The sequence below is a fragment of the Effusibacillus pohliae DSM 22757 genome, assembly GCF_000376225.1.
GTDB lineage: Bacteria > Bacillota > Bacilli > Tumebacillales > Effusibacillaceae > Effusibacillus > Effusibacillus pohliae.
Window position 1 is genome coordinate 44715 of the sequence record NZ_AQXL01000130.1, and the last position, 19568, is coordinate 64282.

21 protein-coding genes are annotated in these 19568 nt (G+C 54.0%); 14 read left to right on the plus strand and 7 right to left on the minus strand.

Features of this window, described 5'->3' with window-relative positions; all coding sequences use genetic code 11:
- Window positions 1-60: 60 nt before the first annotated feature.
- Entirely contained in the window at window positions 61-1131 is a 1071-nt protein-coding gene (ftsZ, locus tag C230_RS0114380) for a cell division protein FtsZ (protein ID WP_018132753.1), read from the plus strand.
- A gap of 74 nt (window positions 1132-1205) precedes the next feature.
- On the opposite strand, the gene C230_RS0114385 is transcribed toward ftsZ, so the two are convergent.
- The 5 genes from C230_RS0114385 to C230_RS0114405 all read right to left on the minus strand — a co-directional run bounded on the left by C230_RS0114385 (window position 1206) and on the right by C230_RS0114405 (window position 5594).
- A complete protein-coding gene (locus tag C230_RS0114385) occupies window positions 1206-2111 on the minus strand; it encodes an ABC transporter permease (RefSeq protein WP_018132754.1) in 906 nt (301 codons plus the stop codon).
- A complete protein-coding gene (locus C230_RS0114390) occupies window positions 2098-2868 on the minus strand; it encodes an ABC transporter ATP-binding protein (RefSeq protein ID WP_018132755.1) in 771 nt (256 codons plus the stop codon). The genes C230_RS0114385 and C230_RS0114390 overlap by 14 nt, the downstream gene beginning before the upstream one ends.
- Before the next feature lie 69 nt (window positions 2869-2937).
- Entirely contained in the window at window positions 2938-3987 is a 1050-nt protein-coding gene (locus C230_RS0114395; protein ID WP_245533998.1) for an ABC transporter substrate-binding protein, read from the minus strand.
- 21 nt (window positions 3988-4008) lie between these two features.
- Complete coding sequence (locus C230_RS0114400; RefSeq protein WP_018132757.1) at window positions 4009-5094, minus strand: Nif3-like dinuclear metal center hexameric protein; 1086 nt, start codon at window positions 5092-5094, stop codon at window positions 4009-4011.
- A gap of 143 nt (window positions 5095-5237) precedes the next feature.
- Window positions 5238-5594 (minus strand): Na-translocating system protein MpsC family protein, encoded by a 357-nt coding sequence (locus C230_RS0114405; protein WP_018132758.1) that lies wholly within the window; start codon window positions 5592-5594, stop codon window positions 5238-5240.
- Window positions 5595-6057: 463 nt separating this feature from the next.
- On the opposite strand from C230_RS0114405, the gene C230_RS0114410 reads away from it, so the two are divergent.
- Window positions 6058-6810: a GntR family transcriptional regulator gene (locus tag C230_RS0114410; protein ID WP_322786197.1), complete on the plus strand. Its 753-nt coding sequence runs from the start codon at window positions 6058-6060 to the stop codon at window positions 6808-6810.
- A gap of 12 nt (window positions 6811-6822) precedes the next feature.
- On the opposite strand, the gene C230_RS0114415 is transcribed toward C230_RS0114410, so the two are convergent.
- Entirely contained in the window at window positions 6823-8226 is a 1404-nt protein-coding gene (locus tag C230_RS0114415) for a hypothetical protein (protein WP_018132760.1), read from the minus strand.
- 275 nt (window positions 8227-8501) lie between these two features.
- Between C230_RS0114415 and C230_RS0114420 the strand changes: the two genes are divergently transcribed.
- From C230_RS0114420 to C230_RS0114475, 12 genes are all read left to right on the plus strand, one after another.
- Window positions 8502-9254: a creatininase family protein gene (locus tag C230_RS0114420; RefSeq protein ID WP_018132761.1), complete on the plus strand. Its 753-nt coding sequence runs from the start codon at window positions 8502-8504 to the stop codon at window positions 9252-9254.
- 216 nt (window positions 9255-9470) lie between these two features.
- Window positions 9471-10922, plus strand: coding sequence for a hypothetical protein (locus tag C230_RS0114425; protein WP_026174333.1), 1452 nt, complete (start codon window positions 9471-9473; stop codon window positions 10920-10922).
- Window positions 10923-11170: 248 nt separating this feature from the next.
- Window positions 11171-11890, plus strand: coding sequence for a TenA family transcriptional regulator (locus C230_RS0114430; protein WP_018132763.1), 720 nt, complete (start codon window positions 11171-11173; stop codon window positions 11888-11890).
- 85 nt (window positions 11891-11975) lie between these two features.
- Complete coding sequence (locus tag C230_RS0114435) at window positions 11976-13439, plus strand: aldehyde dehydrogenase family protein (protein WP_018132764.1); 1464 nt, start codon at window positions 11976-11978, stop codon at window positions 13437-13439.
- An 18-nt stretch (window positions 13440-13457) separates the two neighbouring features.
- Window positions 13458-13937, plus strand: coding sequence for a GlcG/HbpS family heme-binding protein (locus tag C230_RS0114440; RefSeq protein WP_018132765.1), 480 nt, complete (start codon window positions 13458-13460; stop codon window positions 13935-13937).
- A 24-nt stretch (window positions 13938-13961) separates the two neighbouring features.
- On the plus strand, window positions 13962-14540 hold the full coding sequence (locus C230_RS20555; RefSeq protein WP_018132766.1) for a chromate transporter: 579 nt from the start codon (window positions 13962-13964) through the stop codon (window positions 14538-14540).
- On the plus strand, window positions 14537-15067 hold the full coding sequence (locus C230_RS0114450) for a chromate transporter (RefSeq protein WP_018132767.1): 531 nt from the start codon (window positions 14537-14539) through the stop codon (window positions 15065-15067). Before C230_RS20555 ends, C230_RS0114450 begins: the two co-directional genes overlap by 4 nt.
- A 35-nt stretch (window positions 15068-15102) precedes the next feature.
- Window positions 15103-15783 carry a GntR family transcriptional regulator gene (locus C230_RS0114455; protein ID WP_018132768.1) on the plus strand — a complete coding sequence of 227 codons (681 nt, stop codon included), beginning with the start codon at window positions 15103-15105 and terminating at the stop codon, window positions 15781-15783.
- Between the two features lie 3 nt (window positions 15784-15786).
- Window positions 15787-16056, plus strand: coding sequence for a DUF1450 domain-containing protein (locus C230_RS0114460; RefSeq protein ID WP_018132769.1), 270 nt, complete (start codon window positions 15787-15789; stop codon window positions 16054-16056).
- 140 nt (window positions 16057-16196) lie between these two features.
- The gene (locus tag C230_RS0114465; protein WP_018132770.1) at window positions 16197-16535 is read left to right on the plus strand and encodes a 2Fe-2S iron-sulfur cluster-binding protein; all 339 of its coding nucleotides are present in this window, start codon (window positions 16197-16199) and stop codon (window positions 16533-16535) included.
- A 279-nt stretch (window positions 16536-16814) separates the two neighbouring features.
- A complete protein-coding gene (locus tag C230_RS0114470; RefSeq protein WP_018132771.1) occupies window positions 16815-17015 on the plus strand; it encodes a cold-shock protein in 201 nt (66 codons plus the stop codon).
- Between the two features lie 127 nt (window positions 17016-17142).
- Window positions 17143-18624 (plus strand): DEAD/DEAH box helicase, encoded by a 1482-nt coding sequence (locus C230_RS0114475; RefSeq protein WP_018132772.1) that lies wholly within the window; start codon window positions 17143-17145, stop codon window positions 18622-18624.
- 63 nt (window positions 18625-18687) lie between these two features.
- Here C230_RS0114475 and C230_RS0114480 read toward each other — a convergent pair whose 3' ends face one another.
- Complete coding sequence (locus C230_RS0114480; RefSeq protein WP_018132773.1) at window positions 18688-19488, minus strand: aspartate dehydrogenase; 801 nt, start codon at window positions 19486-19488, stop codon at window positions 18688-18690.
- Between the last annotated feature and the right edge of the window lie 80 nt (window positions 19489-19568).

Consider the following 19568-nt stretch of genomic DNA (forward strand, 5'->3'; position numbering starts at 1 on the left):
TGGACATGGGAAAGTCGCCGGAATGGGCCGAAATGGTAAGATGATCGAGGAGGAAACTGTATGCTGGAATTTGATCTTGAAATAGATTCTCTCGCCCAGATTAAGGTCATCGGATGCGGCGGCGGCGGTTGCAACGCGGTCAATCGAATGATCGAATCGGGCATCAAGGGTGTTGAATTTATCACTGTCAACACGGACGCACAGGCGCTTCAACTGTCAAAAGCCCACCAGCGTCTGCAGATCGGGGAAAAGCTGACGCGCGGTCTCGGCGCCGGGGCGAATCCGGAGATCGGCAAAAAAGCGGCGGAAGAGAGTCGCGAACAGATCACCAACGCGCTGCGCGGAGCTGACATGGTGTTCGTCACCGCCGGTATGGGGGGCGGCACGGGAACAGGGGCGGCTCCGGTGGTCGCGGAAATCGCCAAGGAACTGGGCGCGCTGACGGTCGGCGTGATCACCAAGCCGTTCACGTTTGAAGGCCGCCGCCGGATGACGCAAGCGGAACAGGGCATCGCCAACCTGAAAGAAAAGGTTGACACGTTGATCGTAATACCGAATGACCGGCTGCTGGAAATCGTCGATAAAAATACGCCGATGCTGGAAGCGTTCCGGGAAGCGGACAATGTGTTGCGGCAGGGCGTATCCGGCATTTCCGACCTGATCGCCGTGCCGGGCCTGATCAACGTCGATTTTGCCGATGTCAAGACGATTATGACCGAGCGCGGTTCCGCCCTGATGGGGATCGGCATTGCAAGCGGCGAAAACAGGGCGGCGGAAGCGGCGAAAAAGGCGATCTGTTCCCCGCTTCTGGAAACGTCGATCGACGGGGCGCGCGGTGTGCTGATGCACATAGCGGGCGGTTCCAACCTGTCCCTGTTTGAAGTGAACGAGGCTGCCGAAATCGTGTCCTCCGCCGCCGACCCGGAAGTCAACATGATTTTCGGCGCGGTTATCAACGAGAATCTGAAGGACGAGATCGTTGTCACCGTGATTGCAACGGGCTTTGAACACAAAGAGCGTCCGATCCCGCAGAGACCCTTAAGCAAGCTGGATATTCGCCCGTTTCAAAGCGCCGGCAGTTCGGATGACATCGATGTACCTGCCTTCTTGCGCCGCAACAACGGCAAATAACAGTCCAACCAGTAAAAACAAAAGCATCCCGTCTCACTTTTGATTGTGGGACGGGATATGATTCCGGACCGATTTTACTCAAAGTGATATTTTTTCAGCATCAGGTTGCCGATATAAGTGATCACTCCGTACAGGACAATCGATAAAATCGCGAGCAACGCGATACTGGTCATCACCAGATTCATTTGGAAAACCTGGCCTCCGTAAATAATCAGGAATCCGAGTCCGGCCTTTGACGACAGAAATTCTCCCATGATCACCCCAACCAGGGTTAAACCGACATTCACCTTCATCGTTGCGACAAAATTTGGGATGCTGGCGGGGAGCACCACCATTCGCAACATCTGCCAGCGCGTGGCGCCGAAAGATTCCATCAACTTTAACTTCGTCTTGCTGATTTCTTTGAAACCGGACTCCAGCATGATGACAGTGACAATAATGGAAATCGCGATCGCCATCCCGTAGATTGACAGCCTGTCACCCAGCCAAATGTAGAAAATCGGCCCGAGTGCCACTTTGGGAAGCGCATTTAACACAACCAGATACGGGTCCAGCACTTTCGACAAAAACGCGGACCACCATAAAAGAATCGCCAACAAAGTTCCGATGATCATCGACACGCAAAAACCGAGCAACGTTTCCTGACCTGTGATCAAAGTGTGGTTGAGAATCTTCCCCTTCAACAGGAGATCGCTGAAAGACGATACAATTTGCGAAGGCATGCCGGTGAGCATTGAATCAACCCAATGCAACCTTGCGGACAATTCCCATCCCGCAAGAAAAACGGCCAAAACAAGTAACCGTGCCATGCGAATCCACAGCAGCCTGCGCTTTTGCTGTTGCAAGTATTGCAGGTAGGGCGCACTACATTCAGGAAGTTGTTGTGCAGCGGATGCTGCCGTTTTTGCCACATACAGATCGGCGCTTTGAACCGGCTCGAGGTTTGCAGTTTCGAACTTCTCGGTATTAAACGCGGACATTGTCTTCCAATTCCCCCCATATCGTATTGAAATAATCGTTATATTCCGGAGCCTGCCGAGTGAAAAACGGCGACGGACGTCCCCCGGCAAATTCAATCCGGTGGTCCGCCTTGATCGTGCTTGGCCGGCGGGACATGACGATCACCCGGTCCGCCATCGAGATTGCCTCCGAAATGTCATGGGTCACTAAAATAACTGTTTTTCCCTGCTCCCTCAAAATGCTTGATATTTCATCCGCCAATGCCAGGCGGGTCTGGTAATCAAGCGCGGAGAACGGTTCGTCGAGCAGAAGGATATCCGGTTGAACGACTAATGTTCGAATCAGTGCCACCCGCTGGCGCATCCCCCCGGAAAGTTGTTTCGGGCTATGGTGGGCAAATCCGCCAAGCCCGTACCGATTCAACAACTCCAATGCCCGCTCTGTCGCTTCCTTTCGGTCCATGCCGCGGATTTCCGCCCCGACCAATAAGTTATGCAAAACATCCCGCCATTCAAAAAGGTGGTCGTGCTGCAACATATACCCGATGCGTTTCGACGGTTCCTTAACACGCTCCCCGAATAAGCGCACTTCCCCTTCTGTTGGCTGGATTAATCCAGAGATCAGGGAAAGCAGCGTGCTCTTCCCACAACCACTGGGGCCCACAATGCTGATAAATTCTCCCTCTTCAATCGAAAGGTTAATATTCCGCAGCGCTTCCGTTTCCTCTTTCATCGTAAAATACCGCAATGAGACTTCGCGCAGTTCAATTTGAGCCATGAAACTCCTCCCTCTAAGCTACTTTGCCGCTCTTCATAACTCTCTTGCTTTCTACTCTTTCCCGTGTCATTACTTGCCGCTCTTCCCTGCTTTTTCTGCGAACGTTGTGTCCACCACGTCTTCATACTTGACTTTTTGCTCCGGCTTTAAGGTGCCTGATTCAATCAAAACGTTTTGCAGAATGTTGAGTTGATCCTTTGTCATCACGGGAGTGGCGGGCCACGTATTCAACTTTTTATAGCGTTCGATCGACTTGGCGATCAGCTCTTTCGACGATCCTTCAAAATAGGGTGCAATAACCGCAGCCGCCTCATCGGAACTGTGGCTGTTGATCCATTGCGTTGCTTTGTAAACCGCGTTGGTCCACGCCTGAATCACGTCTGGATGCTTTGCGATGTAATCGGTCGTGGCCACATAGGAAGTTTCCGGGAACGTGCCCATCGCTTCCCCCATTGATGCAACGAGATATGCCTTTCCCGATTGCTCCAGCATGGACGCGACCGGTTCAAAAACTTGAATAAAATCGCCTTTCCCGCTTTCAAACGCCCCGACCATGGCTGGTGCCGCGATATTCGTAATCACCTCCGCGTTCACGTTATTCTTCTTTAAAACATTCGCCAGCACCATCTGGGGAGCGCTTCCGGGTCTCCAGCCGACGACCGATTTGCCGCTCACGTCACTCCATTTGAAATTGTCGATTTTTTTGCGCGACAAGAGAAACGATCCGTCAGTGCCCGTCAGTTGATAAAAGACTTTGACCTTTTTTTCTCCGTTTTGGTTGAAAACATAAATCGACGTTTCGGGTCCGACCAGTGAAATGTCGGCGGTTCCTGCCAACAAGGCGGCCGTTCCTTTATCCGACCCTTGCGATGTCACCATATCGACCTGAATACCTTCTTCTTTAAAAAATCCTTTCTCGATTGCGACATAATGCGGAGCGTAGAAGAGGGAACGGATGACCTCGGAGAACCGGACGGTTTGAATGTTCTTGGACGGATCCGTCTTGGAACTGTCCTGCATGTTGGAAGTAGATGATGTTGAACCCCCGCAACCGGTTAACGAAAAGGCTAATAAGGAAGCAATTGTGAACATGGAAACGAAAAATTGATTCTTTTTCATAGTTAACTGTCCCTCCATTTCTCATTTTAACCAGAGCAAATTGGATTTGATCTCATCCCCGCCGAGGCGAACCGGATCTTTCATCCCGGCGGGAATTAAGTAACCTAATGCGATTTCCTGCCCGTAAACCTGAATTTCCTGATGCCCCATTTGTTGCAGCGGGGTGGCAGTAACCCGTTCACGCAGTACATAGACATCCAATCCGGGCAATAAATAATCGAGTGCGTATGCCAAGGGCATTCCGTTTTCAAGGATCTCGACAGAATGCGGATTGCCTACGATGAATGTCAAGCCAAGACGTTTCGCTTCTTGAACGAGCGGATGAGTCGAGCGGACGCGGCTGATGCTTGCGATCAACGTGTCTGTCTCGGGATACAAGGAAAGAGCATGGTACAGGTGTTCCGTATTAAACCCGGTGTGCGGAAAGAAGTGCAAGATATTTTTAACCGGACTGTCCAAGTCTCCGTTGAGCAACAATGCGGAATTGGCGACGGTTGTCTCTTCGATGCAATCGGCGGAACGCACTTCCCGCTCCGACAAGAGCAGCGCTCTTTCGATGTTGCGCCCGATAAAATGATCCAGACGGCGAATGATGTCTCCGGCCGTCTTGATCTCATCGAGCGCCTTTCCTACATGCAAAACATTCCCGTGAATGCCTCCGAAACAAGTATCCGTTTTCTGCACTCTGTGGCCGTGAATAAAAGTGATTCCCGGGTGCAGCCCGTGAAATGCCTCATGCAGTTCAATAATCGCTATGTCATAGAGGGGCAGATAATTGGTAAACGGCACTCCGCCCGAGTTGGCTGCTTCCGCAACCGGATGATGTACAACCAAAAGCTCTATGCCCATCGCGGAAGCAAGTTCAATCACCGATTCGGTCATGGTCATGACAACGCCAAGCTTGGTGATTGTTTTCTCCATGTTGCCAAAAACCAGTCCCGGTATTTCGATCACGCTTTTCCCAGGGATATGGGAAGTTTTGGTGACCACATAAGGATTGCTGTTCTCCGAAATCTCCCGCCAGTTCATGACGACCCGTCCGCGCGTGATGATATTAAGCGCTTCTAACACGGAAGAAACTTTGTACTTGGATGACGCAGTATGCATGCAGACTCCCCTTTCAAGCTTTCAAGATTGCTGTTTATAAAAAAACCGCCTACCATGCATACCTCAAGCCGTACCCGGCTTAGGAAGTAGTCATGATAAGCGGTTCTAAAGCCTCTTGGTGAGGTCTTTATCACCTGCTCATGTTACTCTTCAAGCGAATCCTCAAAAATTACGACCGTCGCTGCCATCTCGCTGCGGGGATCATAATCCTTCAGGACCGTTTTAATCGGAACACCCACGATCTCTTCAATTCTGTTTGCTAGCTGCCATTTGTTCAGTTCAATTAAGGAACTGTCCACCATACGGGTTAGCGTTCGTTGGGAATCATCCAACACTTTCAAGGCCGGAATCCGTTTATGTACCGCACAGATGAGAATCTTGTCTCCTAGAAACTCGATCCGTTGCGAACTGACCCCAATGGCGTACATTTCCTGATTGATTGAATTGTATGCCTTTATAATTTCCTGCTTTAGAACGTTAAAAGGTACTCTCACCTTCACTGGTTTAATCTTCCTCACAATCTGGCCCGAGGGAAATTTGGTATTCTCTGATTCGAATGTTGAAAGTTAGAAAGATCTATTGTCTATTATACTAGGCCGAGTAAACTGAATTGTCAAGTAAGTCTAAAAATATCCCGATTGGTATCGGATGTTTGATGGTCCATACCTGTATCGTATCTTCTTTATTCAAAATGGTCCATATTTTACGTTAGGAAACCTAACATGTTACAATAGGCTGGAGATGAAAGACATTGAGAGCCTGGTGGTGAATACCAAGGGCATCAAGAATGTACGTAGGGTTAAAGGTCACCAAGGAAGCGACCGCATAGTACAAAAGGGATCAAGAGATCATATTACCAATCCCTAATTACCAAGTATCGGACTTGGAGTGACTTAATAGTGTCTTTTTTTATGGGAGGCCGGAAGTATTATTTTTGGGATAGAATAAAGCAGGAGACCGCATTTGTCTGTCGAACCAGTAGAAAAGACTGGAAATATCAACGTGCAAGCGGGAATCTCGCCGACGAGAGGAGCCGGAATGTTGGAAAAAGACCGTCACAATCAATGGGATCCGGAAGAATTGAGTCCGATCAGGGATAAAGTATACCAGTATATCAAACAGGCGATTCTGAACGGCGAATTGAAAGCGGGCGAGCGAATCGTCGAACGGGAGTTGGCCGACAAGCTGAATATCAGCCGCACGCCAATCCGGGAAGCGTTGTTTCGATTGGAGTCGCAAGGATTCGTAAAAACGCTTCCCCGCAAAGGAGTCGTCGTGTCCCAACTTTCGCCTGACGAGGTGGTGGAACTATTCACCATCATGTCCGCCCTGGGGGGATTGGCTGTCAAACTGGCAGCCCAGAAAATCGACCCGGAACACCGCTTCCAGCTGGATCTGATGATCGCTGAGATCGACAATGTGTTGGCAGGGCAGGAGACGGGCAAAGACCTGAACCAGTTTCACTTGGAGATCGCCGACACCATCTACAAATCGGCAAAAAGCCCGAAACTGTACGAAATGGTCAGCAGCCTGTACGAGTATATCCGGGCGTTCGCCCATCTCAGCCATGAACAGCCGGGCCGCAGACAGCAAGCGCTGCGGGAACACCGCGATATCGCGCTGGCGGTGCGCAACGGGGAAGCGGAACTGGCCGAGAATCTGATGAAGATCCATATCGAAAACTCGAAAAAAGCATATCTGGCATCGTTACAATAGTCGGAAGGTGCGTCAGAACAACAGTACGACCGTCAGCAGCAGCAACAGCAAAAAGCAGACGGTAAACGGCCAGCTCCAAAGCGAGATGCGGAACGGATTTTCCTTGATGAGGGACGACATAATGCCAAGTGTGGCGTTAAACGGTCCCATGATGAAAGTCGTCACCGCTCCGCCCAGCAGGGCGAGCGTCAGAGCGTTGGCCGAGACGGACAGGCTGGCCGGATCGAGCGATTGCGCCAGCAGCGTGATCGCCACCACCGGGTGCATCCCCAAGTAGGCCAGTACAAGCGGCAGCAGCGGCAAGCAAGCGAGAAACGCTCCCACTCCGATCGCCCGTTCGATTTGCAGCACCGCCCCGTTGATCGTTTCGCTATAGCCGGACAGTTGCAACGCCTTGACAAAAAATCCGGCGCTCAAAAAAATGGCGAATTGCTCCCCCATCTTCGGAATCTGCACGGTAACATGGTTGTGCACCTCCCGCCAAAACGATTTTGCTTGCCCCAACAGCATCGCCCAGGCGAATGCAAACGGCAGGCTGAGGATCGTCACGGTGGTCACGAGTCCGAACGGAAGCCAGTGCTCAAGCACCACCACCAGCATGAGAAAGAGAATGACTGCTCCCGCAAGTTCTGTCAATTTTTGTTTTGACGGAGAATGGCTGCCGCTGCACGTGGCCGAGTCCGCCGTGGCCGCCAATTCCCGCAATGAAATTTCGGCTTTCGTTTCAAGCGGAAGCCGCTTTTTTGCGACCTGGTGGCCGGCAACTTGTTGCAGGAGCCAATCGAGCAGCAAGCTGACGACGCTCAACCCGAACAATAAGGGAAACATCCGCAACCAGTTCGCTTTCGTCAGGTCCATGACGACGCCGACGATCGGGGCCACCGGCGTCCACAAAATCGGCAGGGCATAGCCGTGAATCATACCGAGTGAGGTAAACCGTTTGCTGTTGCGGATGCCAAACCGGGTCACCGCTCCTTGCACACTGTAGTACATCAGCGGGAGGGTGGCCAGGTTCAAAAAACTGCTCAGGAAAAAAGCCAGCCCCGACACCGTCCGGTACAGCTGCTGCGGAGTGTTGACCCGCCGCTGCAGCACTTGCTCAATCGCCGTGTTGTAGCCGCCCAATGGAATCGGCAGGGCCAGCAGCGGAATCAGCGCAAACAAACTTAACAGATTGAGCATCCCGCCATAAGCGGTTACATACGAGTACCAGTCGATGTGTCCGCTCCACAGCATCAGACTGCCGGTCAGCAGAAACAGTCCGGTCAGAGCCTGTACCAGACGGGACGAACCGGGAATCGACAGGATCACCGCGAGCAGCGAAAGCAGGGAGATCACCGGGACCAACCCCTGCAGGCGAAAAAGGGTTGCGATCAGATATAGGCCGATCAGGGATAGAAACAGGAACGGTTTCATAGGATCACCGGCTTTGGTTGGATTCTGTGTTTAACATTTTTGTATATTGTATACCAAACAGCTGGGCTTGAGAACAAGTGAAGCGATTGTGTCGGATGCGGTCGAATCTCCGGATTTCTTGGGGAATCCTTGATTTAGAAATATTTTCTAGTGGTCAGGTTGAAAAAAATTTTCAAAGAATATTCATATTTTGCGGACGATTTGCTATGATGTTGGTAGGTTGGTATACAAAACACAATTTTGACTGTTAGGTCGAGAAGCAGGAGGTTGCGCGCATGAAATCCTATCTTCTCACTGAAATGACCTGGCCGGAGGTGAAGCAAGCCCTCGAGACGGTCAAACTGGCGATCATACCGGTGGGCGCTCACGAACAGCACGGTCCTCACATGAAAGAAAGCTGCGACGCTGTACTGGCAGCCGAAATGGCGAAAAAACTGGCGGAACGGTTGCACCCGCACGTTCTGGTGACGCCTCCCGTCAACTTTGGCGTTTCGATTCACCACATCGAGTTTCCGGGAACGATCACTTTGCAGCCGGATACGCTGATCCGCCTGTTGCGGGATATCGTGTGGTCCTTGCAGCAGCACGGCATCGGCAAGTTTCTGTTGCTCAATTCGCACGGCGGGAATCAATCGACACTGAGCGTCGCCTGCACGATTTTGACGCATGAGCTGGGGGCGGAGCTTTATTACGCGAAAACCACCGCATCCGCCAGGGAAGCGATGAAGAAGCATATCACGTCGACGCTGTACGGCCACAGTTGTGAACGCGAGGTGTCGGAAGCGCTTTACCTGGCTCCCCATCTGGTGCATCCCGACCGGCTGGAAAAAGGGGATATCCGGGAAGGACGCTGGCGCCTGCTGCGTCCGGGCCATGCTGTGCAAGGAACATACCGGTATCAAGAAATGACGGCCAACGGCTGCATCGGCGACGCTACCCGGGCAAGCTACGAAGCAGGCAAGGACATTGTGGAAGAAGCGCTGCACAACCTCACCGAGTCGCTGCGGCAAATTTTGCAAATCGATTAGGACAGATTAGGACAAACAGAAGGGATTTACAACGCGTATCCTGAATTTGCAACCCAATTCGCGGAAATACCCAAAGGGCATTAGTCGCGCCAAGGCACCAGAGGTGCCAGGTCGCGCTAAAGGAGGTGAATGTTCGGAAACGGGCGGGCGCACAAAAGGGAATCGCTGGTTGTCGATCAAAAAGTCAAAAAGTTCAGGAAGAAGGTGTGCGAAAAAATGACATTAACCGCAGCTCATTGGATCTATGCTTTGGTGACCCTGGTCGTGATCCTCACGGTTCTGTTTCGAAGGGGCGTCGTTTTGCCGACTCTCGTTGGCACATTGCTGGTCGCTTGGGTGCACAAAGGAAGTTTTGTCGGTGGACTGCAGGCGATTTTCAATGCGAATCTGGTAGCGGCGAAGGAACTGTTCAGCATTTTTCTGATCATCACGTTCATGGTGGCGCTGCTGCATTCTCTGAAAGATCTCGGAGCGGACAAGAGGATGATCACACCGATCCAAAAAGTGTTCACCAACGGACACGTGGCCTTCTGGGTGTTGGCCGGGATCACCTATTTCATTTCCCTCTTTTTCTGGCCGACTCCTGCTGTACCCCTGCTTGGCGCTTTGCTGATCCCAGCGGCGATTCGGGCGGGCCTGCCGGCGATGGGCGCGGCGATGGTGGTTGCGATTGCGGGTCAGGGCATGGCCTTGTCGTCCGACTATGTGATGCAAGTGGCTCCGATGCTCAGCGCGAAAGCGGCAGGCGTCGACAAATCGTTGGTCGCCGACCGCGGATTGCTGCTGTCGCTGATCACCGGCGGAACGGCGATGATCGTTTCCTATGCGCTGATGGCCAAACGTATGCGAAAAGCGGGGGATCTTGAAATTGACCGCGAACTTGGCATCCTCGGCTCCCTGCAGACGCAGGCGGAAGTGTCTGCCGCATCGGAAACCGGCTCTCCTCAGATGACCGCCATGGAAAAATGGGGCAAGCTGTTCGCCGTACTGGTCCCGCTGTCCTTGCTGGCGGTTGTGGTCTATATGGCGTCTACCAAAATCAACGGGCGGATGGGCGGATTTGAAGGCGGTGACGGCGCCGCGTTTATCGGCGGTGTGGCAGCCCTGTTGCTGGTGCTGGCGTCGTTTGCATACGGCCGTGTGCACGCGCTCGATAAAATCAGCGAGCATATGGTGGAAGGATTCGTGTTTGCGTTCAAAGCGATGGGGCCGGTCGTGCCGATCGCAGGCTTCTTTTTCCTCGGCAGCGGTGATTTTGCCGGAACCATTCTGTCGTTGAAAGAGGGAATGAAGGCACCCCATTTTCTGCCGGATTTGGTGCAGGCGGCTCAGTCGTTCATCCCGGCGAACGGATTCCTTACGGCGTTTGGCATTTTGCTGGTGGGAATGTTGTGCGGGCTGGAAGGTTCCGGTTTTTCCGGATTGCCGTTGACCGGCAGTCTATCGGGGGCACTGGCGGCTGGGGCGCATGTGGATCCTGCCACGTTGGCGGCGATCGGACAGATGGGATCGGTCTGGACGGGCGGCGGCACGCTGATTGCCTGGTCATCGCTGGTGGCGGTCGCCGGTTTTGCAGGCGTACCTGTGATCGAACTGGCGCGCAAAAACTTCTTGCCGGTTGTGGCGGGGCTGGTGTTGTCGACGATCGTGGCGCTTGTAATCTGGTAAAGAGTTTGAAAGTTTTGCAAAAAACAGTTGACGCAATAGAGATGGATCGGTAAAATGAAGATAAGAATTTTGGTATACCAAATACCAAGAACGCATAAGTGTAAACCAATCGCACTTGCTAAAGCAAACGAATCACGGGCGTATGAGGGTTCGGCGGCTCAATACTTGATAGTTTGGTATACCATATACAATAAACAGCAGTGAACTGACCGAATCCCCGGCCCGCAAAACAAAGGAGGAATCTTGTCATGGCCGAAATGTTGCCACGCGAAGAGTTTCGCAAACAGTTGGAGGAAGCGATCAAGGGCAAGCACAGCCAGGCGTCTCCGTTCAGTGTCGCCTGGTCGAACGGGCAGCTGCAGCGTGAACATTTTGCCCGCTGGGCGGAAAACCACTACCACTACGTAGGCCCGTTTGCCGACTATCTGGCCTACATCTACGCGAACATTCCCGACAAACTGACGGACGCAAAGGATTTTATCCTGCAAAACATGTGGGAAGAAGAATTGGGGGGTGACCGGCACACCGACCTGCTGATCCGATTTGCGGAAGCGTGCGGGACCACCCGCGAACGGGTGACCGACCCGGCCAACATGCTGCCCACTACGCTCGGGCTGCAAAGCTGGTGTTACGCTGTCGCTTTCCGGGAGCATTTCGTGGTGGCGACCGCCGCTCTGATCGTCGGTCTCGAATCGCAGGTGCCGGACATCTACCGCAAGCAGCTGCCGCCGTTGAAGGAAAAATACGGTTTTACCGATGAAGAAGTCGAATTCTTCGACCTGCACATCGTATCGGACGAAATTCACGGGGAGCGCGGCTACCAAATCGTGCTCGACTATGCGGATACCCCCGAACTGCAGCAACGCTGCCTGGAAATCGTGCGCACCGGCGCGAAAATGAGATGGATGTACATGGATGGACTCTATCGCGCCTATGTGCAGCCGGATCTCGAAAAAGTAGGAGTGTAGCAGCCTCAATCGGCGGCAAACGGCAGTTTTCCCGCGCGGAAAACTGCCGTTCCGGCCTGTATCAACGAATGAAGAAGGTGGCAGGATGATCGGAACCACAGTCCATACGTACAAAAATTACATCGGCGGCGAATGGGTGGAAGCGTCGAACGGCGAAACGTTTGACAGCATCAATCCGGCGGATACGGAAGACATCGTCGGACGTTTTCCGGCCTGCACGGCGGAAGATGCGATCCGGGCGATCCGCGCGGCGGAAGCAGCGTTTCCCGGATGGGCCAGGACAGCTCCCGCCAAGCGGGCGGAGATTCTGAACAAAGCGGCCGATCTTCTGGAACGTCGGCTGGAGAGAATCGCGCAGGAACTGACCCGGGAAGAAGGAAAAGTGATCTCCGCCAGCCGAATGGAAGTCAAACGCTCCGCCGCCACCTTACGCTATTATGCGGCAGAAGGCCTCAGTTTCAGCGGCGAAACGTTCCCGAACGACGATCCCGCTTCCCTCGTGTTTACGATCCGCGAACCTTTGGGGGTGGTATCGGTGATCACCCCGTGGAATTTTCCCGTATCCATTCCGGCGAGAAAAATCGCCCCCGCCCTGATCACCGGCAACACGGTGGTGTTCAAGCCGGCATCCGATACGCCGTTGATGGGGTTGCGGCTGGTGGAAGCGTTGGTCGATGCCGGGGTTCCGGCCGGAGTCCTGAACTTTGTGACCGGATCCGCGTCGAAGGTGGGGCAGCCATTGACCGCGGATCCGGCGGTCAAGGCGGTCACGTTCACCGGATCGACGCAGGCGGGAGAAGCGATCCACCGTTCCGTGCCGCTGACGACCCGCACCCAGATGGAGTTGGGCGGCAAAAATCCGCTTTTGATCATGGAAGACGCCGACCTGGAGAAAGCGGTGGAGCTGACGATCAAAGGCGGTTTTGAGTTGACGGGCCAGGCGTGCACCGGCACCAGCCGCGTGATTGTGATGCGTTCCGTGCACGATCAATACGTGGAAAAGCTCGTGCAGCACACCAGCCGGTTAAAAATCGGCAACGGCTTTACCGACGGCGTGCAGATCGGTCCGCTGGCGAATCGCAGTCAACTGGCAACGGTGATTGACTATGTGGCAGTCGGCCGGGCGGAAGGGGCGACATTGGTGTACGGTGGCGAACATCTGACAGACGGCGAGTACGGTAAAGGCTACTACGTGCGGCCGGCCATTTTTACCGGTGTCACACCGGATATGCGCATCGCCCGGGAAGAAATTTTTGGGCCGGTCGTGGCTGTGATCGCGGTCGACAGCCTGGAAGAAGCCCTGCGGGTGGCCAATTCGGTCGAGTACGGACTCTCCGCATCGATCGTCACGAAGGATCTCGAAAAGGCGCAAATTTTTGTCAAAGAGATTCAATCCGGCACAGTCAAGGTCAACCGCACGACCACCGGTAACCTGATGAACGTGCCATTTGGCGGATTGAAAAAATCGAGCTCGTCCACATTCCGGGAATCGGGCCGGGTCGGACTGGAATTTTTCACGCAGATGAAGACAGTGTACTTCGGGTATTGAGACGGAAGGAGAGTGGATATGAAACAAGTGTTCAAGTTGGAACTGGCGGACGCAAAACGGATGATCGAGGCGGCGAAGCAAAAAGCAGCGGAGATTGGCGTCCCGGAAACGATCGCGATCGTCGATGACGGCGGCCACCTGATCGCGCTGGAACGGATGGACGGCGCCCGCATCACCGGTCCGGAGATCGCGGCGGCAAAAGCGTTTACGGCCGCTGGCCACAAACGTTCCACCCATCTGTTCAACACAGAGCCGAACGGACCGGCGCTGCCCGGCAACGAGGCGTACGGCATCCAATTGATGTTTCCGGGCAAGTTCGCCATTTTCGTAGGAGGCTTCCCGGTTGTCGTCGACGGCCAGGTGATCGGCGGCGTCGGCATCAGCGGCGGCAACGGCGAACAGGATACGGCGGTTGGCACGGCTGCGCTGCAGGCACTGAAGGAAGCACTGGCCCCGGCAGGCCACACGGTGGTCGCCGAGCCGAACATCAAGCTCTAGTTCAAGCGAAAAGAAGGGATTTCGATGTCCTATCGGCAACTGATCATCGGATTTGCACGATCCGGGGTTCTCGGGTACGGCGGGGGCCCCTCGGTGATCCCCTTGATCCGGTATGAAGCGGTCGAAAAGTACAGATGGATGAGCGACGAAGATTTCGGCGATGTGCTTGCGTTGGCGAACGCGCTGCCCGGCCCGATTGCCACGAAAATGGCCGCTTACATCGGATACAGGGTGAAAGGCACCTCGGGTGCCGTTGTCGCGATTCTGGCCCACATTCTGCCTACCGTCATCGCCATGATCGGGCTGCTTGGCTCGCTGTACGCCCTCCGGGAATCATCCGTGGTAAGCGGCATGATCCGGGCGGTAGGACCTGTGATCGGGGTGATGCTGGCGGTGATGGCGTATGAGTTTTTCGCCAAAACGTGGAAAGGGATGGGGCCGGTGCGGGCGATTCTGGTGACGCTCGTCAGCCTGCTGGCTTTGCAGGGACTGGGCATCCATCCGGCCGTGTTGATTGTCGTGTTCCTGGCGGTCGCATTTTTCAAGACTACCTTTAAAAATACGGTTGCTTCATCAGCGAAAGGGACGGCGGAAAAATTATGACGTATCTGCAATTGTTTTGGGCGTTTTTTCTATCGAATATCCTGGGCTATGGCGGCGGTCCGCCTTCGATTCCGCTGATCCAGAAGGAAGTGGTCGACCACTACGGATGGCTGACGTTGAAACAGTTCGGCGATCTGCTCGCTTTGGGGAATGCGCTGCCGGGACCGATCGCGACGAAAATGGCCGGGTTTGTCGGATACCAGGTGGGCGGTGTGACGGGGGCTGCGGTCGCTCTGATCGCCACCGTGCTGCCTTCGGCGGTGGCTGTGGTGGTACTGTTCAAATTTGTCGATCTGTTCCGGGAAGCCCCGCAAGTGAAAGCGATGACGCGGGCGGTGCAACCGGTGGTGGCGGTGCTGCTCGCTGTGCTGGCGTACCAATTTTTGCTTGATGCGTGGCACGCCAGCGGGTGGCTCAACACCGGCGTGCTGGCGATCGCCAGTTATGTGGCGCTGGAGGTCATCAAGATTCACCCGGCCTTCGTGATCTCGGGAGCGTTGGCGTATGGGGCTTTGTTTCTCAGTTAACCGGCAGCTTGCAGGCAAGGAGGTGAGCCGCCAGGATGCATGGGCAGCAGGAACTGTGGGCTGCGGAAGAACTGGTGCCGATTCGGGATAAAGTCTACCAGTATTTGAAGCAGCAGATTTTGAACGGGGTGTACAAGGCGGGCGACCGCCTGGTCGAGCGGGAACTGGCCGGACAGCTGGGCATCAGCCGGACGCCGATCCGGGAAGCGCTGTTCAGGCTGGAATCGGCCGGGCTGGTGGTGACGGTGCCGCGGCGTGGCGTGGTGGTGACGCAAATTTCCCGTGAGGAGATCGAAGAGATTTTCACGATCCTGTCATCGCTCGAGGCATTGGCGGTCCGCCTGGCCGCGCAAAAAATCGATGACCAAACGGCGGTCGAATTCGGCCGGATGATCAGGCAAATCGACCTTTATTTGAACGGTGATTCCAAACAGGAGATCGGCCAGCTCCACATCGAGATCAATGAACAGATTTACAAAGCGGCAAAAAGTCCCAGGTTGTACGAAATGCTGAGCGGGCTGCTCGATTACATCCGGGCGTTCGCCCATCTTGGACATGAGATGCCGGGCCGGATGGAGCAGGCGATGCGGGAACACCGGGACATTCTGGAAGCGGTGCGCAACAAGGAAGTCGAGCTGGCGGAAAACCTGACGAAGATTCACATTGAAAATTCGAGGAAAGCCTATTTGCGGGCCACGCAGGGCAAGGAGGTGTAAGCCTTGGCCATCCGGATTGAAGTGTGCGAAACCAACCTGTTGAAACACGCTTCCACAGCTGCCGTATTTTCGAGGATCCAGCGGGAGTTTCCCGAAGTTGAGTTTGCGATCGAATACTTGGAAATGAAGTGCGGCGGCATCTGCGGAATCTGCAAAAATACGCCGTACGCCTTGGTCAGCAAAAAATTTATTACCGGCATGTCGGCCGACAGTTTTTACGACAACCTGAAACGATACCTGACCGGCCTGCTGGCGGAAGATCCGGTCGCGTAAATCATCTGCGCGGTATGGGGTGCGGAAAGCACCGGTGACAGAGGTCGGCAATGGGCAACAGTTTGCGGTCGTGATCGGGCCGGATTTTGATAAGATTGGACAGTTGCTGGAGCAATACGCACAGTCAGGAGGGAATGCCAATGCCGCGGATTCACTTTGCGAGCACGAACAAGTCGGTTGAAATTGAAGCAGATAGGGAAACGAACATTCTGCGCGCTTCCATCCGGTATGAGGGAGGAATCCCCTACCGTTGCGGCGGCGGCTTATGTGGAACATGCAAAATCCACATCGAGCAAGGTGCGGAAAATTTGACTCCGATCAAGAAACAGGAGATTGCCCGACTGGGCGACAAACTGCAGGAAGGATACCGGTTGGCGTGTCAGACATTTACGAAAGGCGATGTGACCATTACCTGGGACACAAGTGTCAATGTGAAGGTGCCGCCAAAGATCAAGGAGTTGTGGGAGAAAGCGAAATAGCCGAATGGCAGCAATTATTGAACTGGCGGAACCACCTCCTGCATCCGGGCACAAAAGAACGGCTTGCACAGTCGCATTTGACAGTTGCCGTAAATGTGGTATAATCGAGTCATTGATAAGCCGTTTGCACAAATGTTTGCTTATGATGTGATGAGTAGCCGATCGGTCGAGCCATTCTCATAGGCTGTAAGACTGGTCGGTTTTTTTCTGGTCATAACGGATTTGGGCAAATGAGTATTTGCAGCCATGCGAGTCATGGCATTTTAGGAGGATTCCCGCATGCAACAAGGGACAGTAAAATGGTTCAACCCGGAGAAAGGCTATGGTTTTATCTCGGTCGACGGCGGCGATGACGTGTTTGTTCATTTCAGCGCGATTCTCAGTGAAGGGTTCAAATCCCTCGATGAAGGACAGCGCGTGCGCTTTGAGGTTGTGCAAGGAAATCGCGGTTTGCAAGCAGCGAACGTAACCAAACTGTAGGTTGAACGGACCCGTTTGGGGCACTCCCAACGGGTTATTTTTTTCAAACTTGACAAAATACACAAGCAGGACGATTCCGCTCACAGTGGTGTTGAACCCAGTACTTGTTGACGAAAGAGGTATTTGAGTGAAACAGTTTACAGACATTACATTAAGTTCTCCCGTATTGGCGGCGCTGGAGGAGATGGGATTTGAATCGGCCACTCCGATTCAAGCGGAAGCCATACCTGTTGCGCTGGCTGGAAGGGATCTGATTGGCCAGGCACACACCGGCACCGGCAAGACGGTTGCTTTTTCGATCCCGATGGTGGAGATGGTGGATCCGGACGATGAGACGGTGCAAGGGCTGATCCTGACGCCCACCCGGGAGCTTTGCATTCAGGTGGCGGAAGAGATTCGCAAAGTCGGATTCCGCAAACAGGTTCGCGTGCTGCCGGTCTATGGCGGACAAGACATCAACCGCCAAATCAAAGCGTTAAAAAATCGGCCGCATGTGATCATCGCCACGCCTGGCCGGCTGCTTGACCACATCAACCGGCGGACGATCCGGCTTTCCACGATCAGGATGGTCGTGCTGGATGAGGCGGACGAGATGCTGGATATGGGGTTTGTGGAGGACATTGAAGCGATTCTCAGTCGGTGTCCGGAAGCGAGACAGACGTTGCTGTTCTCCGCGACAATCAAACCGGAAGTCAAAAAACTGGCCGAAAAGTTTATGAAAGAGACTCAAATTGTGACCGTGAAAGCGCAAGAGGTAACCGTTCCGACGATTGAACAGGTATACTACGAAGTTCCTGAGCGGCAGAAATTGGATGTGCTGACCAGGCTGCTGGACATTCAGAACCCGGAATTGGCGATCGTATTCGGGCGGACCAAACGGCGCGTGGATGAACTGATGAATGCGCTGATTACACGGGGATACCAAGCGGACGGACTGCATGGAGATCTGAGCCAACGGCAGCGTGATCTCGTGATGCGCAAATTCCGCGAAGGACAAATCGAGATTCTGGTCGCCACTGATGTAGCCGCCCGGGGCCTGGATGTCTCGGGTGTCACCCACGTCTACAATTTCGACATCCCGCAAGATATTGACAGTTATGTGCACCGAATCGGCCGCACCGGACGGGCCGGAAAAAGCGGGGTGGCGGCTACGTTTGTCACTCCGCGTGAACTGGATCACCTGCGCCAAATTGAAAAGGCCACCAAGCGGAAAATCGATAAGCAACCGCTGCCTTCGCTTGCGGAAGCAAAACTTGGCAAGCAGCGGATCGCGATGGAACAGTTGCTGAACGCCATTGAAAAAGAGGAGTTGGGCGGCTACAAAGCGCTGGCGGAAGAGCTGCTTGACCAGCAGGACTCCTTGTTGCTGGTATCGGCTGCGCTCAAACTGTTGACGAAAAACACCAATGAAGCACCGATTGAACTGACAGCCGAACAGCCGGTTCGCAGCAAGAAGCCGCAAAATCGGACGAAAGACCAACGGAGGTTGATGCAGGGAGGCAAGCAGGCGTATGCTCCGCACAAAGCGGGTTTCGGCCGAACCGCAGGCCGAAAAGGGAACAAAAAGGAAGCGCGTGGACGTAAACAAGAGCTGGTACTGTGGAGGTAAAGAGGCCGACCCGGCCTCTTTTCTCGTTGCGCCTCACATTCACGGGAAGTCTGGAGCAGTAGGCTAGAGGCCGATCATCAAAGGGGTGGACAGATTTTTCAACACCTTTACGATGCTCATCGCCACGATGTAACCGGTTTTTGGGTTGGCGGACGGCGTATTTCGAATTTGCAAGTGGATTTCGCCAAATTTGCCAGATGCGGAAATTTCATGCGTGTTCCTGGTGATCGTCGGGTCGACGAACACTTTGACGGTCGTCCGCTCAAATCCGATTCCGGCCAGGCTCAGAGCGGCGGACACGTTGACGCTTTCCGGGAACAGACGGGCTGATTCCTTTGCGGGCCCCTCGAATACACAGACCGGTTCGGTTACCTGCTCAAGATTGACCTGTTGTTCCACGATTGTGCCGTACCAGGCACGAGGCGGTTTTCGGCTGGTTAATGTAACCTGTTCGATCGGGCCGACCGCTCCCGCCGCGATGCGGTCCAATCCGCCGACTGCAGCTGACGGAACGATCAGCTGTCTGCCCGTTTCGGCTGCCGTTTGCATCACTCGTTCATACAGTTCCTGATCGGCGAAGGCGCCTACGCTCACCGTCAGAAAGTGGCTGCCGCTCCGCAGGGAACGTTCCGCATACAGTCGGACCGCTTCATGGCCTGCCGCTTCGATCACAATATCGGTACCCAAGTTGAAAAACCGATCCGGGTCATCCTCAAACCAATCGGAGGGCAGATCCGATACGATGTTCCCCTTGTTTCTCACCAAAATCGCTTTTAACTCGACGTTCCCGGCCAGTCCGGATGCAATATAATCTGCCACATCCCGACCGATTGAACCATATCCGATCATGCCGACGGTCAGCATCAGGCTTCACCTCTGGAATACTGTATACCAAATCCAATTTCATTCTAGCAGAGGTGGAAAAAACGGGTCAATCATTTTCC

What these genes read in the sequence shown, in the direction of transcription:
- ftsZ (WP_018132753.1), top strand. Translation starts at nt 61, where the DNA reads ATGCTGGAATTTGATCTTGAAATAGATTCTCTCGCCCAGATTAAGGTC.
- C230_RS0114385 (WP_018132754.1), bottom strand. Translation starts at nt 2,111, where the DNA reads ATGTCCGCGTTTAATACCGAGAAGTTCGAAACTGCAAACCTCGAGCCG.
- C230_RS0114390 (WP_018132755.1), bottom strand. Translation starts at nt 2,868, where the DNA reads ATGGCTCAAATTGAACTGCGCGAAGTCTCATTGCGGTATTTTACGATG.
- C230_RS0114395 (WP_245533998.1), bottom strand. Translation starts at nt 3,987, where the DNA reads ATGAAAAAGAATCAATTTTTCGTTTCCATGTTCACAATTGCTTCCTTA.
- C230_RS0114400 (WP_018132757.1), bottom strand. Translation starts at nt 5,094, where the DNA reads ATGCATACTGCGTCATCCAAGTACAAAGTTTCTTCCGTGTTAGAAGCG.
- C230_RS0114415 (WP_018132760.1), bottom strand. Translation starts at nt 8,226, where the DNA reads ATGAAACCGTTCCTGTTTCTATCCCTGATCGGCCTATATCTGATCGCA.
- C230_RS0114420 (WP_018132761.1), top strand. Translation starts at nt 8,502, where the DNA reads ATGAAATCCTATCTTCTCACTGAAATGACCTGGCCGGAGGTGAAGCAA.
- C230_RS0114425 (WP_026174333.1), top strand. Translation starts at nt 9,471, where the DNA reads ATGACATTAACCGCAGCTCATTGGATCTATGCTTTGGTGACCCTGGTC.
- C230_RS0114430 (WP_018132763.1), top strand. Translation starts at nt 11,171, where the DNA reads ATGGCCGAAATGTTGCCACGCGAAGAGTTTCGCAAACAGTTGGAGGAA.
- C230_RS0114435 (WP_018132764.1), top strand. Translation starts at nt 11,976, where the DNA reads ATGATCGGAACCACAGTCCATACGTACAAAAATTACATCGGCGGCGAA.
- C230_RS0114440 (WP_018132765.1), top strand. Translation starts at nt 13,458, where the DNA reads ATGAAACAAGTGTTCAAGTTGGAACTGGCGGACGCAAAACGGATGATC.
- C230_RS20555 (WP_018132766.1), top strand. Translation starts at nt 13,962, where the DNA reads ATGTCCTATCGGCAACTGATCATCGGATTTGCACGATCCGGGGTTCTC.
- C230_RS0114450 (WP_018132767.1), top strand. Translation starts at nt 14,537, where the DNA reads ATGACGTATCTGCAATTGTTTTGGGCGTTTTTTCTATCGAATATCCTG.
- C230_RS0114455 (WP_018132768.1), top strand. Translation starts at nt 15,103, where the DNA reads ATGCATGGGCAGCAGGAACTGTGGGCTGCGGAAGAACTGGTGCCGATT.
- C230_RS0114465 (WP_018132770.1), top strand. Translation starts at nt 16,197, where the DNA reads ATGCCGCGGATTCACTTTGCGAGCACGAACAAGTCGGTTGAAATTGAA.
- C230_RS0114470 (WP_018132771.1), top strand. Translation starts at nt 16,815, where the DNA reads ATGCAACAAGGGACAGTAAAATGGTTCAACCCGGAGAAAGGCTATGGT.
- C230_RS0114480 (WP_018132773.1), bottom strand. Translation starts at nt 19,488, where the DNA reads ATGCTGACCGTCGGCATGATCGGATATGGTTCAATCGGTCGGGATGTG.